Origin of the sequence: Rhodohalobacter sp., from assembly GCF_034521535.1 — a bacterium.
Lineage (GTDB): Bacteria > Bacteroidota > Rhodothermia > Balneolales > Balneolaceae > Rhodohalobacter.
The window spans coordinates 395,436-413,151 of record NZ_JAXHMF010000001.1 but is presented as its reverse complement, the minus strand read 5'-3'; the positions used below and the strand labels follow the sequence as shown (position 1 = coordinate 413,151).

General features: G+C 44.5%; 15 protein-coding genes. 5 read left to right on the top strand and 10 right to left on the bottom strand.

The annotated features are described in order from the left end of the window. Window positions 1-120: 120 nt before the first annotated feature. The 3 genes from U5K35_RS01815 (at window position 121) to U5K35_RS01805 (ending at window position 4,621) form a co-directional block, all read left to right on the top strand. Complete coding sequence (locus U5K35_RS01815) at window positions 121-1,419, top strand: acetyl-CoA C-acyltransferase (RefSeq protein WP_322569765.1); 1,299 nt, start codon at window positions 121-123, stop codon at window positions 1,417-1,419. Between the two features lie 382 nt (window positions 1,420-1,801). Continuing rightward, the gene (fadJ, locus tag U5K35_RS01810; protein ID WP_322569764.1) at window positions 1,802-3,916 is read left to right on the top strand and encodes a fatty acid oxidation complex subunit alpha FadJ; all 2,115 of its coding nucleotides are present in this window, start codon (window positions 1,802-1,804) and stop codon (window positions 3,914-3,916) included. A 108-nt stretch (window positions 3,917-4,024) separates the two neighbouring features. Then, window positions 4,025-4,621 carry a class I SAM-dependent methyltransferase gene (locus U5K35_RS01805; protein WP_322569763.1) on the top strand — a complete coding sequence of 199 codons (597 nt, stop codon included), beginning with the start codon at window positions 4,025-4,027 and terminating at the stop codon, window positions 4,619-4,621. Between the two features lie 1,244 nt (window positions 4,622-5,865). Here the strand turns inward: U5K35_RS01805 and U5K35_RS01800 are convergent. The 10 genes from U5K35_RS01800 to U5K35_RS19470 form a co-directional block, all read right to left on the bottom strand. Further along, window positions 5,866-6,042 (bottom strand): hypothetical protein, encoded by a 177-nt coding sequence (locus U5K35_RS01800; protein ID WP_322569762.1) that lies wholly within the window; start codon window positions 6,040-6,042, stop codon window positions 5,866-5,868. A gap of 239 nt (window positions 6,043-6,281) precedes the next feature. Continuing rightward, window positions 6,282-6,623 (bottom strand): rhodanese-like domain-containing protein, encoded by a 342-nt coding sequence (locus U5K35_RS01795; protein WP_322569761.1) that lies wholly within the window; start codon window positions 6,621-6,623, stop codon window positions 6,282-6,284. A gap of 294 nt (window positions 6,624-6,917) precedes the next feature. Next, window positions 6,918-8,717 (bottom strand): SLC13 family permease, encoded by a 1,800-nt coding sequence (locus U5K35_RS01790; RefSeq protein WP_322569760.1) that lies wholly within the window; start codon window positions 8,715-8,717, stop codon window positions 6,918-6,920. 48 nt (window positions 8,718-8,765) lie between these two features. Continuing rightward, window positions 8,766-9,491: a SulP family inorganic anion transporter gene (locus tag U5K35_RS01785; RefSeq protein ID WP_322569853.1), complete on the bottom strand. Its 726-nt coding sequence runs from the start codon at window positions 9,489-9,491 to the stop codon at window positions 8,766-8,768. Then, a complete protein-coding gene (locus tag U5K35_RS01780; RefSeq protein WP_322569759.1) occupies window positions 9,382-10,491 on the bottom strand; it encodes a SulP family inorganic anion transporter in 1,110 nt (369 codons plus the stop codon). Before U5K35_RS01780 ends, U5K35_RS01785 begins: the two co-directional genes overlap by 110 nt. Before the next feature lie 65 nt (window positions 10,492-10,556). Continuing rightward, window positions 10,557-11,963 (bottom strand): MBL fold metallo-hydrolase, encoded by a 1,407-nt coding sequence (locus tag U5K35_RS01775; RefSeq protein ID WP_322569758.1) that lies wholly within the window; start codon window positions 11,961-11,963, stop codon window positions 10,557-10,559. A 194-nt stretch (window positions 11,964-12,157) separates the two neighbouring features. Continuing rightward, a complete protein-coding gene (locus U5K35_RS01770) occupies window positions 12,158-12,583 on the bottom strand; it encodes a DUF6691 family protein (protein ID WP_322569757.1) in 426 nt (141 codons plus the stop codon). A 17-nt stretch (window positions 12,584-12,600) separates the two neighbouring features. After that, the gene (locus U5K35_RS01765; protein ID WP_322569756.1) at window positions 12,601-13,164 is read right to left on the bottom strand and encodes a YeeE/YedE family protein; all 564 of its coding nucleotides are present in this window, start codon (window positions 13,162-13,164) and stop codon (window positions 12,601-12,603) included. Between the two features lie 397 nt (window positions 13,165-13,561). Beyond that, complete coding sequence (gene feoB, locus U5K35_RS01760) at window positions 13,562-15,697, bottom strand: ferrous iron transport protein B (protein WP_322569755.1); 2,136 nt, start codon at window positions 15,695-15,697, stop codon at window positions 13,562-13,564. Window positions 15,698-15,895: 198 nt separating this feature from the next. After that, a complete protein-coding gene (locus tag U5K35_RS19470) occupies window positions 15,896-16,120 on the bottom strand; it encodes a FeoA family protein (RefSeq protein ID WP_416221569.1) in 225 nt (74 codons plus the stop codon). A gap of 338 nt (window positions 16,121-16,458) precedes the next feature. Between U5K35_RS19470 and U5K35_RS01755 the strand changes: the two genes are divergently transcribed. Together U5K35_RS01755 and U5K35_RS01750 are read left to right on the top strand one after the other, a co-directional pair. Beyond that, a complete protein-coding gene (locus U5K35_RS01755) occupies window positions 16,459-17,253 on the top strand; it encodes a GntR family transcriptional regulator (RefSeq protein WP_322569754.1) in 795 nt (264 codons plus the stop codon). 137 nt (window positions 17,254-17,390) lie between these two features. Then, window positions 17,391-17,591, top strand: a complete 201-nt coding sequence (locus U5K35_RS01750; protein ID WP_322569753.1) for a DUF2892 domain-containing protein — start codon at window positions 17,391-17,393, stop codon at window positions 17,589-17,591. Window positions 17,592-17,716: the final 125 nt, after the last annotated feature.

Here is a 17,716-nt window from a genome sequence, read left to right as displayed (position 1 = left end):
GAACTAACATTCTTACAGCTAAAGCCCGAGTGGAGTCCTCCCGAAAATTTTTGTATATATGAGACAGGTTAACACTGTTAATCTGTCTCTAAATTCATCAGAACAATTTTATATTGATCCATGACTTACTCAAATCAACACCGGAAAGTAGTTTTTATCGATGGCGGACGAACTCCGTTTCTTCGTTCTCAAACTGATTTCAAGAAGTTTAGTGCTTACGATCTGGGACGATTTGCCGTGACCGGACTCGTCAATCAGACAAAACTGAATCCGCAGCACATCGATCATCTCTACTATGGAAATGTGATTCAGGATATCAACACCAGCAATGTGGCGCGGGAGGTTTCCCTGGCTTCCGGTTTGGGTGACCACATCCCGTCAACCACCGTCTCCATGGCGTGCATCTCTTCCAATGTTGCGCTGACATCTGCCATGAACTCCATCAAACTGGGTCAGATTGAGGGTGCTATTGTCGGCGGTGTTGAAGTGATGAGCGATATCCCGATCCGGTTCAGAAAGAAATTCAGACAAAAACTGCTGGAGACTCAGAAATATCGTAAACCAACGGACTGGCTGAAGTTTTTCAAGGGACTCAGACCGAGCGATCTGCTCCCCGAAATTCCATCCATATCGGAATTCTCCACGGGTGAAACCATGGGACAGAGCTGCGATAAAATGGCTGCAAAGTATGGAGTAACCCGAAAGGAGCAGGATGAATTTGCTTTTCAATCTCATCATCGTGCAGATCAGGCCGGGGATCAGCTGCGTGAGGAGATCTATCCGGTTCCGGTCCAAAAAGGAGAAAAACTGATCGACTCAGACAATGGCGTCCGGGGCGATACATCCATGGAAAAACTGGAGTCCCTTCGTCCGGCATTTGTCAAACCGCACGGTACCGTAACGGCAGGGAATGCTTCGTTTCTGACAGACGGAGCCTCCGCTGCATTGGTGATGAGTGAAGAGAAAGCGTTGGAGCGGGGATATCAGCCAAAATCGATTTTACATGCGTACAGCTATGTTGCCCAGCGTCCCGGCGATGAACTTCTGATTGGCCCCGCTTTTGCCGTGCCCAAGGTTCTGGATGAGATGAATCTGACCATGGATGACATCGATGTTTTTGAATTTCATGAGGCGTTTGCCGGTCAGATGATGACCGTACTTAAAGCCCTGGCCAGTGATGAATTTGCCAAAAACCGCTTGAATCGTGATCAGAAAGTCGGTGAGGTTCCGAATGATAAACTGAATGCCTGGGGAGGATCGCTATCCATTGGGCACCCGTTTGCCGCAACCGGAATCCGGTTGGTCACCACAGCCACCAACCGCCTCATCAAAGAGAACGGCCGATACGCACTCATTGCAGCCTGCGCCGCCGGCGGTCAGGGTCATGCGATGGTAATTGAAAGATATTCGGAAGGATGATAATTAACGCTTTTTAAAAATGGATTTAAGAAATGAGGATGTTCAAAAAATCAAACTTATAAGCAATCAAGCTCAAATAATTTAGACGTTTAATCCCTCTCTATTTGATAGAGAGGGAAATAGCTTGCCTGCAGAAGCCTTGGCATAGGCAGGGGTGAGTCGGAATAAGAATTCTAAATTATTTGAGCGAAAGTAGACCTCCCCTCTTGAGAGGGGATTGAGGGGTGTGTTATCAAGGCTTTGATAATGCACCGGAACTTTTCATCCAGGCCAAAGTGCTGAACACACCCCTCGCTCGTGATAATCGGCTTCGCCTTTATCACTCACTTTTCCCCTCTCAAGAGGGGACTTTTAAAGCGTAAAATTTTAAACCCATACCATCATGAGCAAAGAGAAAATATTTCAGATCGAAAAAAAAGGAGACGTTGCCGTTATTACGATGGACACTCCCGGGGAGAAGGTAAACAAGCTGAACGAGGCGTTGATTGATGAAATCTCCGACATTCTGGATCAGCTTGAGTCGGATGATTCCCTGAAAGGCGGAGTACTGGTCAGTGGCAAGGAGAACAATTTTGTAGCCGGGGCAGATATCGAGATGTTCAAAACCCGGGAGACCGCCGAAGAGCTTTCGGAACTGAGCTGGACGGGTCATGAAATATTGCTGCGCATCGAAAATTTGAAGAAACCGTTCGTGGTTGGAATCAACGGGTCATGCATGGGTGGGGGAACGGAGCTCGCGCTTGCAAGTCACTACCGAATTGTATCGGATGACAGCTCCACGAAAATCGGGCTGCCGGAGGTACAGCTCGGCCTGCTTCCGGGAATGGGCGGGACGCAGCGTCTTCCCCGACTGATCGGTATTCAAAAGTCTCTTACCTATATGCTGACCGGAAAAAATATGTACACCCATCAGGCCAAAAAAACCGGGTTTGCCAATGAAGTGGTTCACAAACACGCAATCGTAGAAGCCGGACTCAAAGCCGTTCAAAAGCTTTCTAAAGGCAAGAGCAAACAGCCCGACAAGCGCTCATTTTTTGAAAAAATACTGGAAGGCAATCCGATTGGCAGAAAGATCATTTTCAGTCAGGCGCGCAAGCAGACCCATGGAAGGACCAAAGGCAACTACCCGGCTCCTCCCAAAATTATCGACAGCGTGGAGTACGGTTTTAAAAATGGATTGGAAAAGGGTTTAAAGAATGAGTCCCGGCTCTTTGGTGAGCTTGCCGTAACGGCTGAGTCGAGAGCACTGGTTCAGCTCTTTTTTGCGATGAATGATGCCAAGAAGAATCCGCTGAAGGATCAGGCGAAAGAGGTAGAACGCATTGCTGTATTGGGCGCCGGTCTGATGGGATCGGGCATTACAGAGGTGAGTGTCGACAACGGATATCATGTTTGGCTGAAAGATCAGACGCTTGAAAATGCGGCGAAAGGCGAAGCAGATATTTTGAAAAATCTCGATAAAAAAGTGAGTAAGCATATCCTTTCGAGTTTTGAGAGGGATGAAATCGCCAGCCTGATTCACACGACCGAAAAATATGACGGATTTAATCATATCGACCTGGTGATTGAAGCTGTTTTTGAAGATCTCGATCTGAAGCAGAACATCGTTAAGGAGGTTGAAAATCATGGATCGGACAATACGATCTTCGCCTCCAATACCTCATCGCTTCCGATCACGGATATAGCAGCCAAAGCGGATCGGCCGGAGAACATAATCGGCATGCACTACTTCTCCCCTGTGCAGAAAATGCCGCTTCTGGAGATCATCAAAACAGATAAAACAGCAGACTGGGTAACCGCCACCGCTTATGAAGTTGGGCTCAAACAGGGCAAAACGGTGATTGTGGTGAATGACGGTCCCGGCTTTTATACCACACGGATTCTGGCTCCTTTCATGAATGAGGCGCTCTTGCTGCTCGAAGAGGGAGCAGATATTGAGGAACTCGATAAGGCCATGAAACAGTTCGGCTTTCCGGTCGGTCCGGTGGCGTTGTTTGATGAAGTTGGAATTGATGTGGGAGCTCATGTGGCAGAAGTGCTCAGCGAGACATTTGAAGCGCGCGGAGCCAAAACCAGCAAAAAAGCGAAAGAGCTGGTGGATGCCGGATATAAAGGGCGAAAGAATAAGAAAGGGTTTTATAAGTATGAAGACGGCTCGAAGAAAGAGGTAAATCGGGAGATCTACGGATTCTTTGGCGGACAGAATCGAAAATCGATCGACCGGAATGAAATCCAGCAGCGCCTGGCAATGGTGATGGTGAATGAGGCCGTTCTCTGCCTTCAGGAGGGAATATTGGAGAGTCCGACCGACGGCGATTTGGGGGCGATCATGGGACTGGGTTTTCCACCGTTCCTCGGCGGACCCTTCAGGTATATCGACCGTGAGACTCCCGGGAAAATGGTTGAGCGTATGGAGAAACTTCAAGAGCAACACGGAGACCGGTTCAAGCCGGCAGATCTGCTTCGTGAGAAAAAGGGATCCAGCTTTCATGAATAGGTGAAACGAATAGTTCTTTTGGGTATGTTTGATATATAGAAATTAGATCATCAAATCATAGACCTGGCAGGTTTTCAAAACCTGCCAGGTCTTGTACAACCATTCATCATGAAAGAATTCTGGAACGAACGATATTCAGATCAGGAGTACGTCTACGGCAAGGAACCCAATCAGTTTTTCAAGCGTGCGCTCGACAGGCTGAATCCCGGCAAACTGCTTTTGCCGGCTGAAGGTGAGGGCCGAAATGCGGTCTATGCGGCAAACCGGGGCTGGGATGTTTTCGCTTTCGATTACAGCGAAGAGGCTAAACAAAAAGCTCTGGCTTTGGCTGAAGAGAGCGGAGTGAACATTCAGTATGAGGTCTCTTCTGCTGAAGATATTTCACTGCCGGAAAATGAGTTCGATGCCGCTGCATTGGTATTTGTTCATTTCCCAAAAGAGATCTTTGAACCATTTCTTCAGAATGTCATCAACAGCCTGAAGAGCGGCGGGATTTTGATTATGGAGCTCTACTCCGAGAAACAGCTTGGCAGGGATTCCGGCGGTCCAAAATCGAAAGAAATGCTTTTCAATTATGACGAGCTTCGGGCGCTTCTCACAGGTGTAAAAGTCGATCTGTTTGAAGAGAAAGAAGTGCAGTTGACGGAGGGAAAATATCACCGGGGTGAGGCGGTGGTTATTCGCGCGATTGCAACGAAGAAGTAGAACTTTCTAAAATTCTGTGATGAATTTGAATCAAAATTTGAGGCTGTCAAAAAACTAAAAACAAAAGTAATCGAGCTTAAATAATTTAGACGACAAATCCCTCTCTATTAGTTAGAGAGGGAAATAGGGTGAGTCTGAAAACAAAACCTAAATTTTTTAAGCGGTTATTGAAGTACGTTTTTTTTGGACAGCCTCAGCAAGTCCTGCCTGCTCCCGAAAGCATTCGGGATTCGGTAGGCAGTGGTAGTTCAATCAAGTCAGGTTCATTTTTCACTGTTTTGTAAAATATTTCAGTCCACCACCGGTTCTTCTTCCTTGTTTTGAAGGGATTTATCTAATTTTGACTTTTTTATTAAAAATCAGCGCTTTTGGGTTGCGTACCTGACGGCACGCTAAACTGTTGGTATCCTGCTATTACTACCCATATTTTGTCCCTAACTGGACAAGGTTATTCTTTGGGATTTCAAATTTTAGCCCCTGACCTGAGCTCGATTCTTAATCCCTAATGAAATGCTACAAAAGTCCTGCTACGGGACGCCATATCCGTAGCCTTGCTAGACGATCACACCATCAGGAGTTGAGATATGCACCTGACAAAAACCAAGCACCAGAGGTGCGTCATGTCCGTAGCCCATGGTCAGCGCAAAGCGTTGGCCATGGGGCAAAGGGCAAACCCGAACATAGAAGCACCGTAGGTGCGGAATATATGGGTTGATTTTACAATTGAGATTGAATTCAGAATTCGAAACATGCCACACCTACGGTGCTCCTGTGAATATCGGCCTCTTTCTCTACCCCACAGATTCACGTTGTGAACCTGTGGGGCTACGGATATGCCGCCCCGAAACGGGGCTGGTTTCATCCCTTAAAAGGTGAACGCCATTCATTTTTTGTATGAATTACTGCTTCAAACATGCTAAAGCAGGAATGACCGGCAAAAAGAAGGTTTGCATCTAAAAAGGTATGACATGAACTATTTTAATCACTTTTAAATGAAACTTATTTTGTAGCCACTACACCTCCATTTTGCGGAACTTGAGCTAGCCCAAATTTTACATCTTCTCGTCAGAGACGACATATGGGTAGAACAGCAAATTGGGAAACATATTCAACCGTGCCGTAGGTACGGAACAAGAAATACCTCAGGACGTTGAGCAGAATGTCTAATCAAATGTAGAATCACATACGTCCCTCGGCCTTGAAGACGTACCCGTTAGACCGCGCGGAGCGGTCTGACGAAGCGACTACTTCTCCAGCTTCTCAATTCTGCTTTCCAGATCATCCAGCTTTTGCTGAATTTGGTGCAGCATGTGAATAATGATTACGTGCGTTTTCTTGGCGTCGATGCCAACCACGCTCTCATCGCTTTGAATGGCTGATTCGATCTCTTCGAGTTCTTTCTTGGGTATGCTTAAGTCCATGGTTATCTAAGTTTTTTTGATTTTAATTCAACTTAATCTGTTCAAAACGTGAATGTTCATGTAAATGAGCTTAAATAATTTAGACATTGAATCCCTCTCTATTTGATAGAGAGGGAAATAGGGTGAGTCTGAAGAAAAAAACTAAATTATTTAAGCGGCTTTACGACTCGAAGTCGTGCCACGAATGCTAAAATCAATCATCATTATCCGTCTGACCAACTAAAGCGGTCCGACGGAGTTTATTTCTCAGTTTCCAAACCGCTGTTGGCAAGTGCATCGAATCCGCCGATGTTGAAGACATTTTCGAATCCTTTACTCTTCATCAGGCGCGCAGCTTGTCCGCTTCTGTTGCCTGATCGGCAGTAGAGATAGTAGGTTTTATCCTTATCCAGGGAATCCACTTTATCGTGAAACTCGCCGGCATTAAAATCGATCTGTTGATCGGATGTTTTGAGATGACCTTGACTGTACTCCATTTTGGAGCGGACATCAATCACAACTCCTCTCTCCTCTTCCAGTTTTTCTTTGAACTCTTCGGCACTGATATCAATGCCATTTGATCGAGATAAAAAACTAAACATGATAATTCCTGTAATTACGATTCCAATTGTTACGATTAATACTCTTTGTATGCCTTAGTGGCGTTTATTCTTTATGTGTTCGTTTTAACTCTACACTATAAAGGCAATTAATTCGACTGTCCAAAGCGACCTAAAATTGTCAGTTACTACCTGTTTATAGCAAACAGAATTATAAGTAAAAACATTACCGAAAGGGCAACGGGTATTTCTTCCGCGTTTCTGATCATCCCCCTCATTCCCCCTTCAAAGGGGGAACTTGATAGCTAATAATGCAAAACAATTTTATCTTCAATTTTAAAAGAAGGTGTAGTAAAAGAACATCACGGAAACAACCAAGAATACGATCGTCATACCCCCGCCGGCTTTGAAATAGTCTTTGGTTTTGTAGCCCCCGGCCGACATCATCAGGGCGTTTACCTGATGCGTTGGAAGCACAAATGAGTTACCGGCATTCACAGCTGCCAACAATACCAACGGCCTTGGATCAACACCGGCCAATGCACCAATTCCCACAACCAGCGGCGCCAACACTACTACAGCTCCTACATTCGACATCACCAGTGAAAATCCGGTTGATAAGATTCCCACGGTAAACAACAGCACCAGCAGGTGACTTCCTTCAATAACGCTCATTACATTTTCAGCCAGAAACTCCGCTGTACCGCTATTCTGCATGGCAGCTCCGAGCGGAATCAAGCCGACGAGCAGAAAAACCACTTTCCACTCCACCGCTTTGTACGCATCCTGAATGTTCATCACGTTGGTTAGAACCATCACCAGGGCGCCGGTTAAAAACGAGATGGAGATAGAAAACCCGGACATCGCCAGAACAATGGCTAGCAGAAAGCTTCCTGCAGCCTGCCAGGTTTTAGAGCGATCTTTTAATTCTACCGAAATAGGCGTAGCTACAACAAAAGGATCGGTACTCTGCAACTCTTTTATATTATTCCATGGGCCGTAGATTATAAATGTATCACCCGGCTGGATCTTATGATCTGAAAAATCTCCCGTTACCTTTTCGCCTTTACTGAACAGCATGATCGGCTCCACGGCATAGCGTTTTCTCATGGAAAACTCCCGGATCGTCTGTCCGACAAGATCCGACCGGGGTGGCACAATCACTTCAACAAAGCCGGACTCTTCGGGATCATCAATGCCTTCAAAAATCTGATCGTCTTCGGTCTCTGAAAGATTGTGATCATCCACGTAGCGATTGAGATCATCTGTTTCTCCGTAGAGAGCCATAATGTCTCCCTGTTTGATCTGGGTTTCTCTCCAGGGTGCATACTTGGTATCCTTTCCTCCGGAATCTTTCAGTGCCAAAATATTAATCCGATACTCCTTCCAGATTCCGGTCTCTTCAATTTTTTTACCAATAGCCTTACAGTTGTTCTCAACCCTGAAATAGCGGATATCTTTATTCAGGCTAAACGCATCCACAATTTTTTCCTGCTCTGTCAGACCTACTTCACCGCCTGATGTATCCTGTGGCAGAAAGTATTTACCCAATACCACAAAGAAAATGATGGCTGCAAGCAAAAGCGCGATTCCAACCGGAGTTACGGCAAAAAGTCCATATGGTTCCAGATTGGCACTTTCGAGCAGATCGTTGGTCAAAATCAGGTGACCCGAACCTACCATGGTAAGTGTACCTCCGATAATGGCCGCGAACCCAATCGGCATAATAAGCACTGATGCCGATATCTTAATTCGGCGAGCTATATCTATGATGCTTGGTAAAAACAGCGCGGCGGCGCCAATATTTTGTATTACACCTGATAGCGTACCCACCGAGAGCGAGAGCGATCCCAGCACGGATGACTTTTTGGTTCCTACTCGTTTAAGCAGCCATTTCGAAAATCGCGACATCATCCCGGTTTTGGCAATTCCCTCTCCCAGAATCATCACGGCAATCATCGCTACCACCGCGTTACTTGAAAAGCCCGACAGCGTTTCCTCCGTCGTTAAGATCCCGGTCCAGCTCAGGGCGAGCATGGTGATAATGGCCGTAACATCTATCCTGACAATCTCCGTGATCAGCATAAAGATGGTAAATGCCATGATGGTCAATACGATGATAATCTCAGTTTCCATATCTCTGAATCTTTTCTCTTTAGATCTTAAGTTTCTTCATTATTACCTCTAGACATTGGTCTGACATGGAGAAAATGTTTTCCTGATTCGCTCCGGTGTTTCTTTGTAGCAAGCAACCGCATCCGACACATCAAAAAAGAAATTCTCCTGCCCCATTGATTCCTGAATACCGCACGTTTTCAGTTTATCCCGTACCGGCCCGATCGCTCCGGCTATAAAAAACGTGATCCCTCTCTGCTTCAGATCTTTGACGATTTCATTCAGAGCATGAATGCCCGTAGAGTCAATGGTATGAATGGCTGATGCATCCAGGATGACTAGTTCCAGCTTTTCACCTCGCTGTTCAATTTTTGAAAAGAGTGTTTCCTGAAAATGCTCCACATTTGCAAAGTAGAGTGATGAATCATACCGGTAAATCAGTATCTCATCATTAATTTTCGCATCGATATACCGGTCTATATTTCGGTAATTCCGCGTCTCTCCCAACCGGCCGAGTTCCGCACTATGAGGCTTTGTGCTGCTGTAGATCACCAAAATCAGTGAAAGCACAACGCCAATAGCTATACCCTCTTCAATTCCCAATACAAGTGTTGCAATAAACGTAACCAGCAACATCGCCAAATCCCGCTTATCTGTTTTCCAGAGGTGTTTCATTTCCGCAGCGTCAAACAGACCGGACACAGCCACCATAATAATCGCAGCCAGTACAGCACTTGGCAGATAGTAAAAGAGCGGAGTTAAAAAGAGAACGGTCAGTGCAATAATCAACAGCACTGATGATGGATGCAACTGTAGAGTTGGCGCCGGATTGATCATTAACAGCTGTTCTGGAAAAACCTCCCGTTGTAGGGAAAGCCTGAAAAAATGCTCCCCCGATATTGGCGGCACCCAAAGCCACCAATTCCTGATTGGCATCCACTTTATATCCGTGTTTGTTTGCAATTGCCTTTGCCACAGCAATCGACTCCATGTAGCTAACCAAAGAGATAATCAAAACTATAGGGATCAGAATTCGTGCATCCGACAGGTTCAAAAACTCAAGACTGAATGATGGCAGACCTGTGGGAATATCGCCCACGATAGCTACTCCGTGCTGGTTCAAGCCAAGCAGGGCCGTAACTGCCGTTCCAACAACAACCACAACCAGCGCTGAAGGAAATGTTCGCTTCCATTTTCTTATCAGAATAATCGCAGCTATTGAACCGATACCAATGGCGGCTGTGATCGGTTCAATTTCCGTGAATCGTCTGATTGTTTCTATTACAATTTCCTGTACCTGATTGGATCTGGGCAATTCCAGGCCTGTTAAGTTTTTGATCTGACTGGCACCAATGATCAACGCCGCGGCTGATGTAAATCCGCTCAGAACCGGATGTGATAGAAAATTTACCAGGAATCCCATCCGGAATATTCCCATCAAAAATTGCACCAGTCCAACGCCAAGTGCGGTTAGAATGGCTAACTGAATAAATCGTGCACTCCCCACTTCAGCAAATTCACCGACTCCCGCAACCACAAGCAGTGAAACCATGGCTACCGGACCTACAGCCAGCTGCCTCGAAGTACCAAAAAGCGCATAAATTAATAACGGTATAATTGAAGCATAGAGTCCGTAAACCGGTGGAAGACCCGCAAGTATAGCATACGCCATTCCCTGCGGAATAAGCATTATGCCAACGGTGATTCCGGCATTTAGATCTCCCTTGAATACGCTTTTATTATACGAACTGAGCGTATCTGCTAAAGGCACAAAATTTTTGATATGTGTTTTCAAATTCCTCACTTGAGTAATAAAGGCCGACAACTCTAAGCTGCCGGCCATTTTCTTGATCTCTTATGTTAAGCTTTAACTTTGCTCATATATTTTTCGAAATCGTCATCGATAAGAGCGACGTCGAAACCGTTTCTCTTCAGAAATGCTGAAGCTACAGCAGAACGCCCGCCTGTCATGCAGTGCAGATAGAGTTTCTTATCTGAAGGGATGTTCTCTTTATTCGGCAATAGCCTTGTGTGCGCAAAGTTTACTGCACCATCAACGTGAGACACTTCAAATTCAGATGCTTTTCTGACGTCAACCACCAGTTCATTGCTGTCCGGGTTTTCGACGTCTTCAAACTTCACAACTTCAAGTTTCTCCATCTCGCCACCCTGATCTTTGTACATCAGAATATCTCTTGGAGTTACATAACCTACAACGTTGTCCAGACCAATTCTGTAGAGGTCGCGAACGGCTTCAGTAAGCTGATGCTCGCTCACAACCAGATAGATCTTTTCATCTTCTGTTATGTAGGATCCCGCAACGGTGTTGAACTGCTTGTTGAGTGGAGAGAGCAGCGAGCCGGGAATATGTCCGGCAGAATAGTCCTCTTTATCTCTTGTATCGAGAATGACCGGTTCATCTTTACCCACCAGACCTCTCAGCTCATTCAGAGTAAGTCGTTTTGGCTGCGGAAGACCGCCAATCAGTGCCGGACCAATTTTGTTGTCACGCTTCATACGTGCAAAATAGAGCGGCGGCTCAGGCTGACCTTCCAGTATGAATTTCACAAAATTATCTTCGGAAGATGCCGATTTAAGCGAATTGTTGTAACGCAGCTCATAGCCAACGGTTGATTCCGGAATGGCGCCCAAAGCCTTCCCGCACGCGCTTCCTGCACCGTGTCCAGGCCAGATCTGCATATATTCAGGCATTTTTTTGAACTCTTCCACGGAACCGAAAAGCGTTCGGGCTGATGGCTCCATCACATCTTTCTGTCCGGCAGCAGATTCCAGCAAGTCGGGACGGCCAACATCACCTACAAATACAAAGTCGCCGGTAGCAACTCCCATTGGCTCATCCGCTGCGGCTCCATCAGTTACGAAATAGCTGAGGTGCTCGGGAGTGTGTCCCGGTGTGTGCCACGCCTTGATCGTGATATTACCGATTTTGAACTCATCGCCGTCATTCAGGAATTCGTAATCATAATCGCTGTTTTTTAACCACTCATATTTCCAGTCTTTGTCACCCTCGTCAGATGCGTAAACTTTTACGCCGCGTTCTGCGAATTCGCGAAGACCTGAAATAAAGTCGGCGTGGATATGTGTATCCACAGCAGCGGTGATGGTTAAGTTCTGGTTCGCTGCATGATCGATATAGTGATCGATATCTCTCATAGGATCAATAATCACAGCGGTACCGTTCGCCTGGCACCCTACCAGGTATGCATATTGTGCCAATTTTTCATCAAAGAATTGTTTGAAATACATGTCTGTTTACCTTTGTTGTTTTCGTGTTTAAATATTCTTGTATAATTCCTCCCCTCTCGAGAGGGGACAGATTGTGAAGCGTTCAGCGTAACAATCAGGGGTGTGTTCTACGCACTTCTGATTAAAGAATAATGCATAAATTTATAATTGTATTTAACACACCCCTCAATCCCCTCTCAAGAGGGGAGGTTTGATTAATGCGGTATTTTGTCTCTTACCAATCCATATGTATAAGTCCCTACCAGTGCTGCAAGAATTGGAATTACCATTATAGTCAATCCGCTACCAAGAAGCGCGAACATCGGCCCCGGGCATGCACCTAAAAGCGCCCATCCCAATCCAAATATAGATCCGCCAACAATATATCTTGTTACCTGCGATGCATCTTTGGGCGGAATAGAAATCGGGTTACCGTCAGTATCTTTCATATTCTTTCTCTTTATGATCTGAATAGAAATGATACCCACGATTATTGCCAGTCCAATAATTCCATACATATGAATGGAATCGAATCGGAACATCTCCTGAATTCTAAACCAGGATACAACCTCCGATTTCACCAGTACAAAACCAAAGCCTGTGCCAATCAATAAATACTTTAAATACTCTGTAAATTTCATTTTCTAATCTTTTATAGTTATCCCAATATGATTGGATAGATAAAGAATGTCATGATCAGGCCGCCGATAAAGAATCCGATCACAGCGATCAATGATGCGAGCTGCAGATCGGACAATCCTGATATAGCGTGACCCGAAGTACAACCTCCGGCATATCTGGCTCCAAATCCGACCAGAAATCCTCCGAGAACCAGCACGGTGAGTCCAACACCGGAGCCAAGCATATCCCAGGCAAAAAGGTCGTTCGGCACAAGACCGTTAAAGTCCTGAATACCCAGTGCCTGCAGATCTGTTATTGTTGAAGCAGCCAATTGAATCGGTTCAGGATTCGCAAACACATACCCGCCTAAAAATCCACCCACTACTGTTCCTATAAGAAACGTAAAGTTCCATTTACCGGCTTTTTTCCAGTCGTAATTGAAAAATTCTACGTTGCCAAAATTACAAGCCGCACAAGCGTGACGAAGGTTTGCCGATACACCAAACATCTTGCCGCCTAAAAGCAACAGAATGGGAACGGTCAACCCGATAATCGGGCCGGCCACATACCAGGGCCACGGTTGATATAAAAAGTCCAACATGATTCAGTTGTTATGTTTTTAGTTATTTCAATGATAAGATAAGCGATATGTATTAACTTGTCAATACAAGTGAGATAATTTATTTCTATCGCTATGATAAAGTTATTCCGCCGTAACAGAATATTATGTAGCATTTTACAAACCCATTGTTTCTCATATTCTAAAGCATTCGTAGTGTAAGATTGCTCCAGATAAATGAATGTATTTAAACACTCAATAATTTATATGAGTCTACTCTTTTCTTTGAGTATTTAAACAATCCATCAGCCGCACTTGCAGCTGCCACTGCACTTTTTACCTGGTTTTTTACAGGACTGATAGCCGCGGACTCCTTTGCGAATCAAATAGCCTGTGCTGATGAAAAGAAATGAGAGCGCAATTATTGATTGGATTTCTATCAAAATAAAATGGCCGTTTGATAGGTAATAAATGAACAGACATAGGCAAGGCCGGTCATATAGAATAACATGATCAGAGCCCATTTCCATGAATTGGTTTCCCGCCTCACAATTGCAAGCGTGCTCATACACTGCATGGCAAGAGCAAAAAATACCATTAATGAAAGAGCCGTGGCGGTAGAATATACAGGCTCACCGGTTTCACGGTCTGTATCATTAATCAGCTTCTGTTTTAAAGTCGTGATTTCACCGCCCTCCCCTTCAATGCTGTAGATGGTATTTAGTGTTCCCACCATTACCTCCCGTGCTGCAAATGAGGTAATAAGGCCAATTCCTATCTTCCAATCGAAGCCAAGAGGTTTAATTGCCGGTTCAATAAAGTGTCCGAATTTCCCGGCGTAGCTGTTTATCAACTGGCTATCATCACTTTCAACCACTCCGGCTTCTGTGGATGTTGTCACTTCTTCAACATTATTCACAGACTGTTGCGCAGGGACTTCATTCCGTGGAAATGATGCAAGAAACCAGAGTAAAATCGATATGGCGATAATAATTTTTCCGGCTTCGGTTACAAACGCTTTGCCTCTATCAAAAACATTTTGAAACACATTCGACCATTTCGGCATTTTATAATCGGGCAATTCCATGATAAAAGGACTGTTCCTACCCTTAATCAGGAATTTATTCATCACCAGCGCCGCGATAACGGCTACAATAATTCCGAAAAAGTACAGCCCGAAAAATGTGAGCCCCTGTAAATTTATAAACCCGACAACGCTGGTCTGAGGGATAAAAGCCGCAATCAGCAGTGCATAAACCGGAAGCCGTGCCGAGCACGACATAAATGGCAGCACCATGATGGTAATAATTCTTGCTCGTTGGCTTTCAATATTCCGGGTCGCCATAATTCCAGGAATTGCACAGGCAAAACCGGAGACCAGCGGCACAACAGATCGACCATGCAAGCCGATTTTTGACATAAACCCATCCATAATAAACGCAGCGCGAGCCATATATCCACTGCTTTCAAGTATGGATATAAAAAAGAACAGAAAAACAATCTGCGGCAAAAAAATAACCACGCCTCCAAGACCGGCAATCACCCCTTCAACCAATAAATCGGTGAGCATCCCTTCGGGTAAATTTGCTGAAAGCCAGCTCCCTGTGGAAACAAAAAGCAGGTCTATCATGTCCATGAACGGTGTTGCCCAGGTAAATATCGCCTGAAACATTAAGAGGAGAAGCATCAAAAACGTAAGCGGACCAAAAACTTTGTGAGTAACCACAGAATCAATGCGGTCGGTCAGAGATACTTTATCTGCAATTTTTTGCTCTTTAACCGAACCTATAGATTTTTCAATGAAATCATACCTGTTCATCACTTCAAGAGCAGCCGGGTTTTTACCCGCTCTCTCTATGATTTCATGAGCTTTTTTTACGGCCTCATCACTCTTCTCCGCTTCACCCGACTCTTCATCGTAATTGCTGATTAACCGCAACGCTTCAATTGTGTGGGCTTTTTCAGGAAGTTCTGTGAAGGGCTTTATCCACTCTTTTTTTACTGATTCTATAGCCTTAACCAAAACAGGATCGGGTTCCCACTGTAAAGGCTCTGGAGCTTGTAAATCTATTTTCTCTATGGCTTCTTTAACCTGCTGCACACCGCTTTTTTCTGTAGCGGAAATAGCTACAACAGGGATACCGAGCGTTTTTTCCAGTTGTTTGGTTTGGATGGAAATGCCTTTTGATTCTGCCACATCCATCATATTTAAAACTAAAATAACAGGAAGGCCCAGGTCCAATACCTGAGTAACCAAAAACATATTGCGATCCAGGTTACCGGCATCAGCAATCGCCAGAACCAGATCCGGTTTTTCTTCGTGCTCAAACTCTCCGGTCAGAGTTTCTCGAGTTACTCGCTCATCAAATTTTTGACTGTGCAGGCTGTACGTTCCGGGGAGGTCAATAACACGGTGTTTATATTCTCCAATGTGTGTAAAACCTGACTTCCGCTCTACCGTAATTCCAGGGTAGTTTCCAATCTTCTGCTTTAATCCGGTAAGCCCGTTAAAAACAGTGGATTTTCCGGTGTTAGGATTTCCAACTAAAGCTATGTTTAATGATCTTACTATCAATCAACGTCCCTCATCAATGCATTTGAACCGGTAATTCTATCAGGTAAACTATCTATGGTTTTACATCCTGTGATACATCGGAAAGTAAATTTTTGGACACGGATAAGGATGTACCCGGATCTATTCTTGGACTCAACCATCGCAGTTTATTATACCTGTCTCAATTATGGTAATATTTATTTGGCATTTCTCACCTTCTCACTGAGGATTTATCAGGATAGATTTAGCCATATTTTCGCTGATAGCTAATCGGGTTTCACCAATTTTCAGTATAACCCTTGAATGGTTTGAGAGAATTTCCCCCATTGCGCCTTCAATACATCCCAGTGCCTGTAACTGGCAATTGTCCTCGTGCCCACAGCGCAAGCATTGTATGGAAACTCTTTCGCCTTTTTTTGCACTATTGATCGGTTTGAGCTTCATCCGGATTTAGATTATTTGCTATTTATATCTAATCTAAATTAACCAAATAAATATGAATTGGCAGTGAAGCCGGCTTCGGTATCAATCAATCGCCACAGTTAATACCCTGTTGAGTATTGAAAATGCTTTATGTTCAAAAAACAACAACTAATGATAATGAAAATAGTCGTACTGTCTGCGTCTCAATACCTTCATTAAAATCCGCTTTTATTTTACACAGTTGTGAAATTAATTTTCAGCTCATGACTTATTTTATCAGAAAACAATACTTGTATTGACAAGTGTTTATGTATGCAGTACATTTAAGTACAGCATGTATCAACAGAAATCAATTAGATATGACTTTAAAGCAAGGAATACCGCGCCATGCGCAAATTACTCAGTGGCTGGTGGAACAAATAGAGAAAGGTGCTTATCAGCCGGATGAGAAATTACCGTCTGAAAATGACCTTGCTAAAAAGTTCGATGTCAGCCGCGTTACGATCCGTCGTTCACTCCAGTCTCTGGAGAATGACGAAATCATCTATCGCTGTCAGGGGCTCGGCTCTTTTGTGAATGACGACCGTAAAAAGCATAACCTGGTTAAGCTGACCGATTTCAACGAAGACATGAAAAAGGCCGGCCTTGAAGCCTCTTCCATTGTAAAACGATTTGAAGTAATCACTGCGCCCAAATGGCTGGCTGAGCGCCTCAACATTGAAGAGAACATCAAAGTGCTTCAGGTAGACCGGCTTCGACTTGGTGATGGCGAGCCTATTGCGTTTGACACCTCCTGGCTTCCAATCTTTTACGGACAGCTTCTTTCGGAGGAAGCCTTGAAGGAGAAGACCATCTACTCAATTCTTGAAGATGACTATGATATTGAGGTGACCAAGGGTTGTTACAGAATGTCGGCAACGTCAGCAGATGATGAACTATCCCAGGCATTGGACGTTCCGGTCAATACTCCACTTTTTTTGATAGATCGAATCACCTATACAATCGGTGAAAAACCAATCTATTATCAAAAGCGTTACTACCGAAATGATCAGGTTAAATACGAAATGACTCTGGAGCGCGGAAAGAATGACACATCCAAGTCTGATCCACTGCCGCTCAAAGAGTTCGTACCTGTATTCCACTCATCCAACTAAATCATTCCATTGCAATGGCTATCCGCGATTCTAAAATATTGAAATTCATTGCGGTTTGTGTTATCTGCATTTTGATAATAAGCGCCATCGGTTTTGGAATCGATTATCTAATCAACAATTAACTACGGAGACTTATTATGAAAAAGAACATGGGTAACATCGATCGCGGACTGAGAGTAGTCATCGCACTGGTTGTGGCTATACTCTATTTTACCGGACAAATATCAGGAACTGCCGCTATCATCCTCGGCATCTTGGCCGCTGTTTTTATTTTAACAAGCCTGGTGGGCACATGCCCTCTTTATCTTCCCTTTGGCTTGTCAACGAAGAAAGGATAGCTGTTTGCTGCACATTTCAATTCGTTGATTGATAAATCCGGTTACACCTTCAGTGTGAATTGCTCACCCATGGGAAAAAGTGTATCTTACAAAGCTGAATTATTAATCTACTAATCAACTTTGAT

What these genes read in the sequence shown, in the direction of transcription:
- U5K35_RS01795 (WP_322569761.1), bottom strand. Translation starts at nt 6,623, where the DNA reads ATGTTTAGTTTTTTATCTCGATCAAATGGCATTGATATCAGTGCCGAA.
- U5K35_RS01755 (WP_322569754.1), top strand. Translation starts at nt 16,459, where the DNA reads ATGACTTTAAAGCAAGGAATACCGCGCCATGCGCAAATTACTCAGTGG.
- U5K35_RS01765 (WP_322569756.1), bottom strand. Translation starts at nt 13,164, where the DNA reads ATGTTGGACTTTTTATATCAACCGTGGCCCTGGTATGTGGCCGGCCCG.
- fadJ (WP_322569764.1), top strand. Translation starts at nt 1,802, where the DNA reads ATGAGCAAAGAGAAAATATTTCAGATCGAAAAAAAAGGAGACGTTGCC.
- U5K35_RS01805 (WP_322569763.1), top strand. Translation starts at nt 4,025, where the DNA reads ATGAAAGAATTCTGGAACGAACGATATTCAGATCAGGAGTACGTCTAC.
- U5K35_RS01790 (WP_322569760.1), bottom strand. Translation starts at nt 8,717, where the DNA reads ATGGAAACTGAGATTATCATCGTATTGACCATCATGGCATTTACCATC.
- U5K35_RS01800 (WP_322569762.1), bottom strand. Translation starts at nt 6,042, where the DNA reads ATGGACTTAAGCATACCCAAGAAAGAACTCGAAGAGATCGAATCAGCC.
- U5K35_RS01775 (WP_322569758.1), bottom strand. Translation starts at nt 11,963, where the DNA reads ATGTATTTCAAACAATTCTTTGATGAAAAATTGGCACAATATGCATAC.
- U5K35_RS01815 (WP_322569765.1), top strand. Translation starts at nt 121, where the DNA reads ATGACTTACTCAAATCAACACCGGAAAGTAGTTTTTATCGATGGCGGA.
- U5K35_RS01770 (WP_322569757.1), bottom strand. Translation starts at nt 12,583, where the DNA reads ATGAAATTTACAGAGTATTTAAAGTATTTATTGATTGGCACAGGCTTT.
- U5K35_RS01750 (WP_322569753.1), top strand. Translation starts at nt 17,391, where the DNA reads ATGAAAAAGAACATGGGTAACATCGATCGCGGACTGAGAGTAGTCATC.
- U5K35_RS19470 (WP_416221569.1), bottom strand. Translation starts at nt 16,120, where the DNA reads ATGAAGCTCAAACCGATCAATAGTGCAAAAAAAGGCGAAAGAGTTTCC.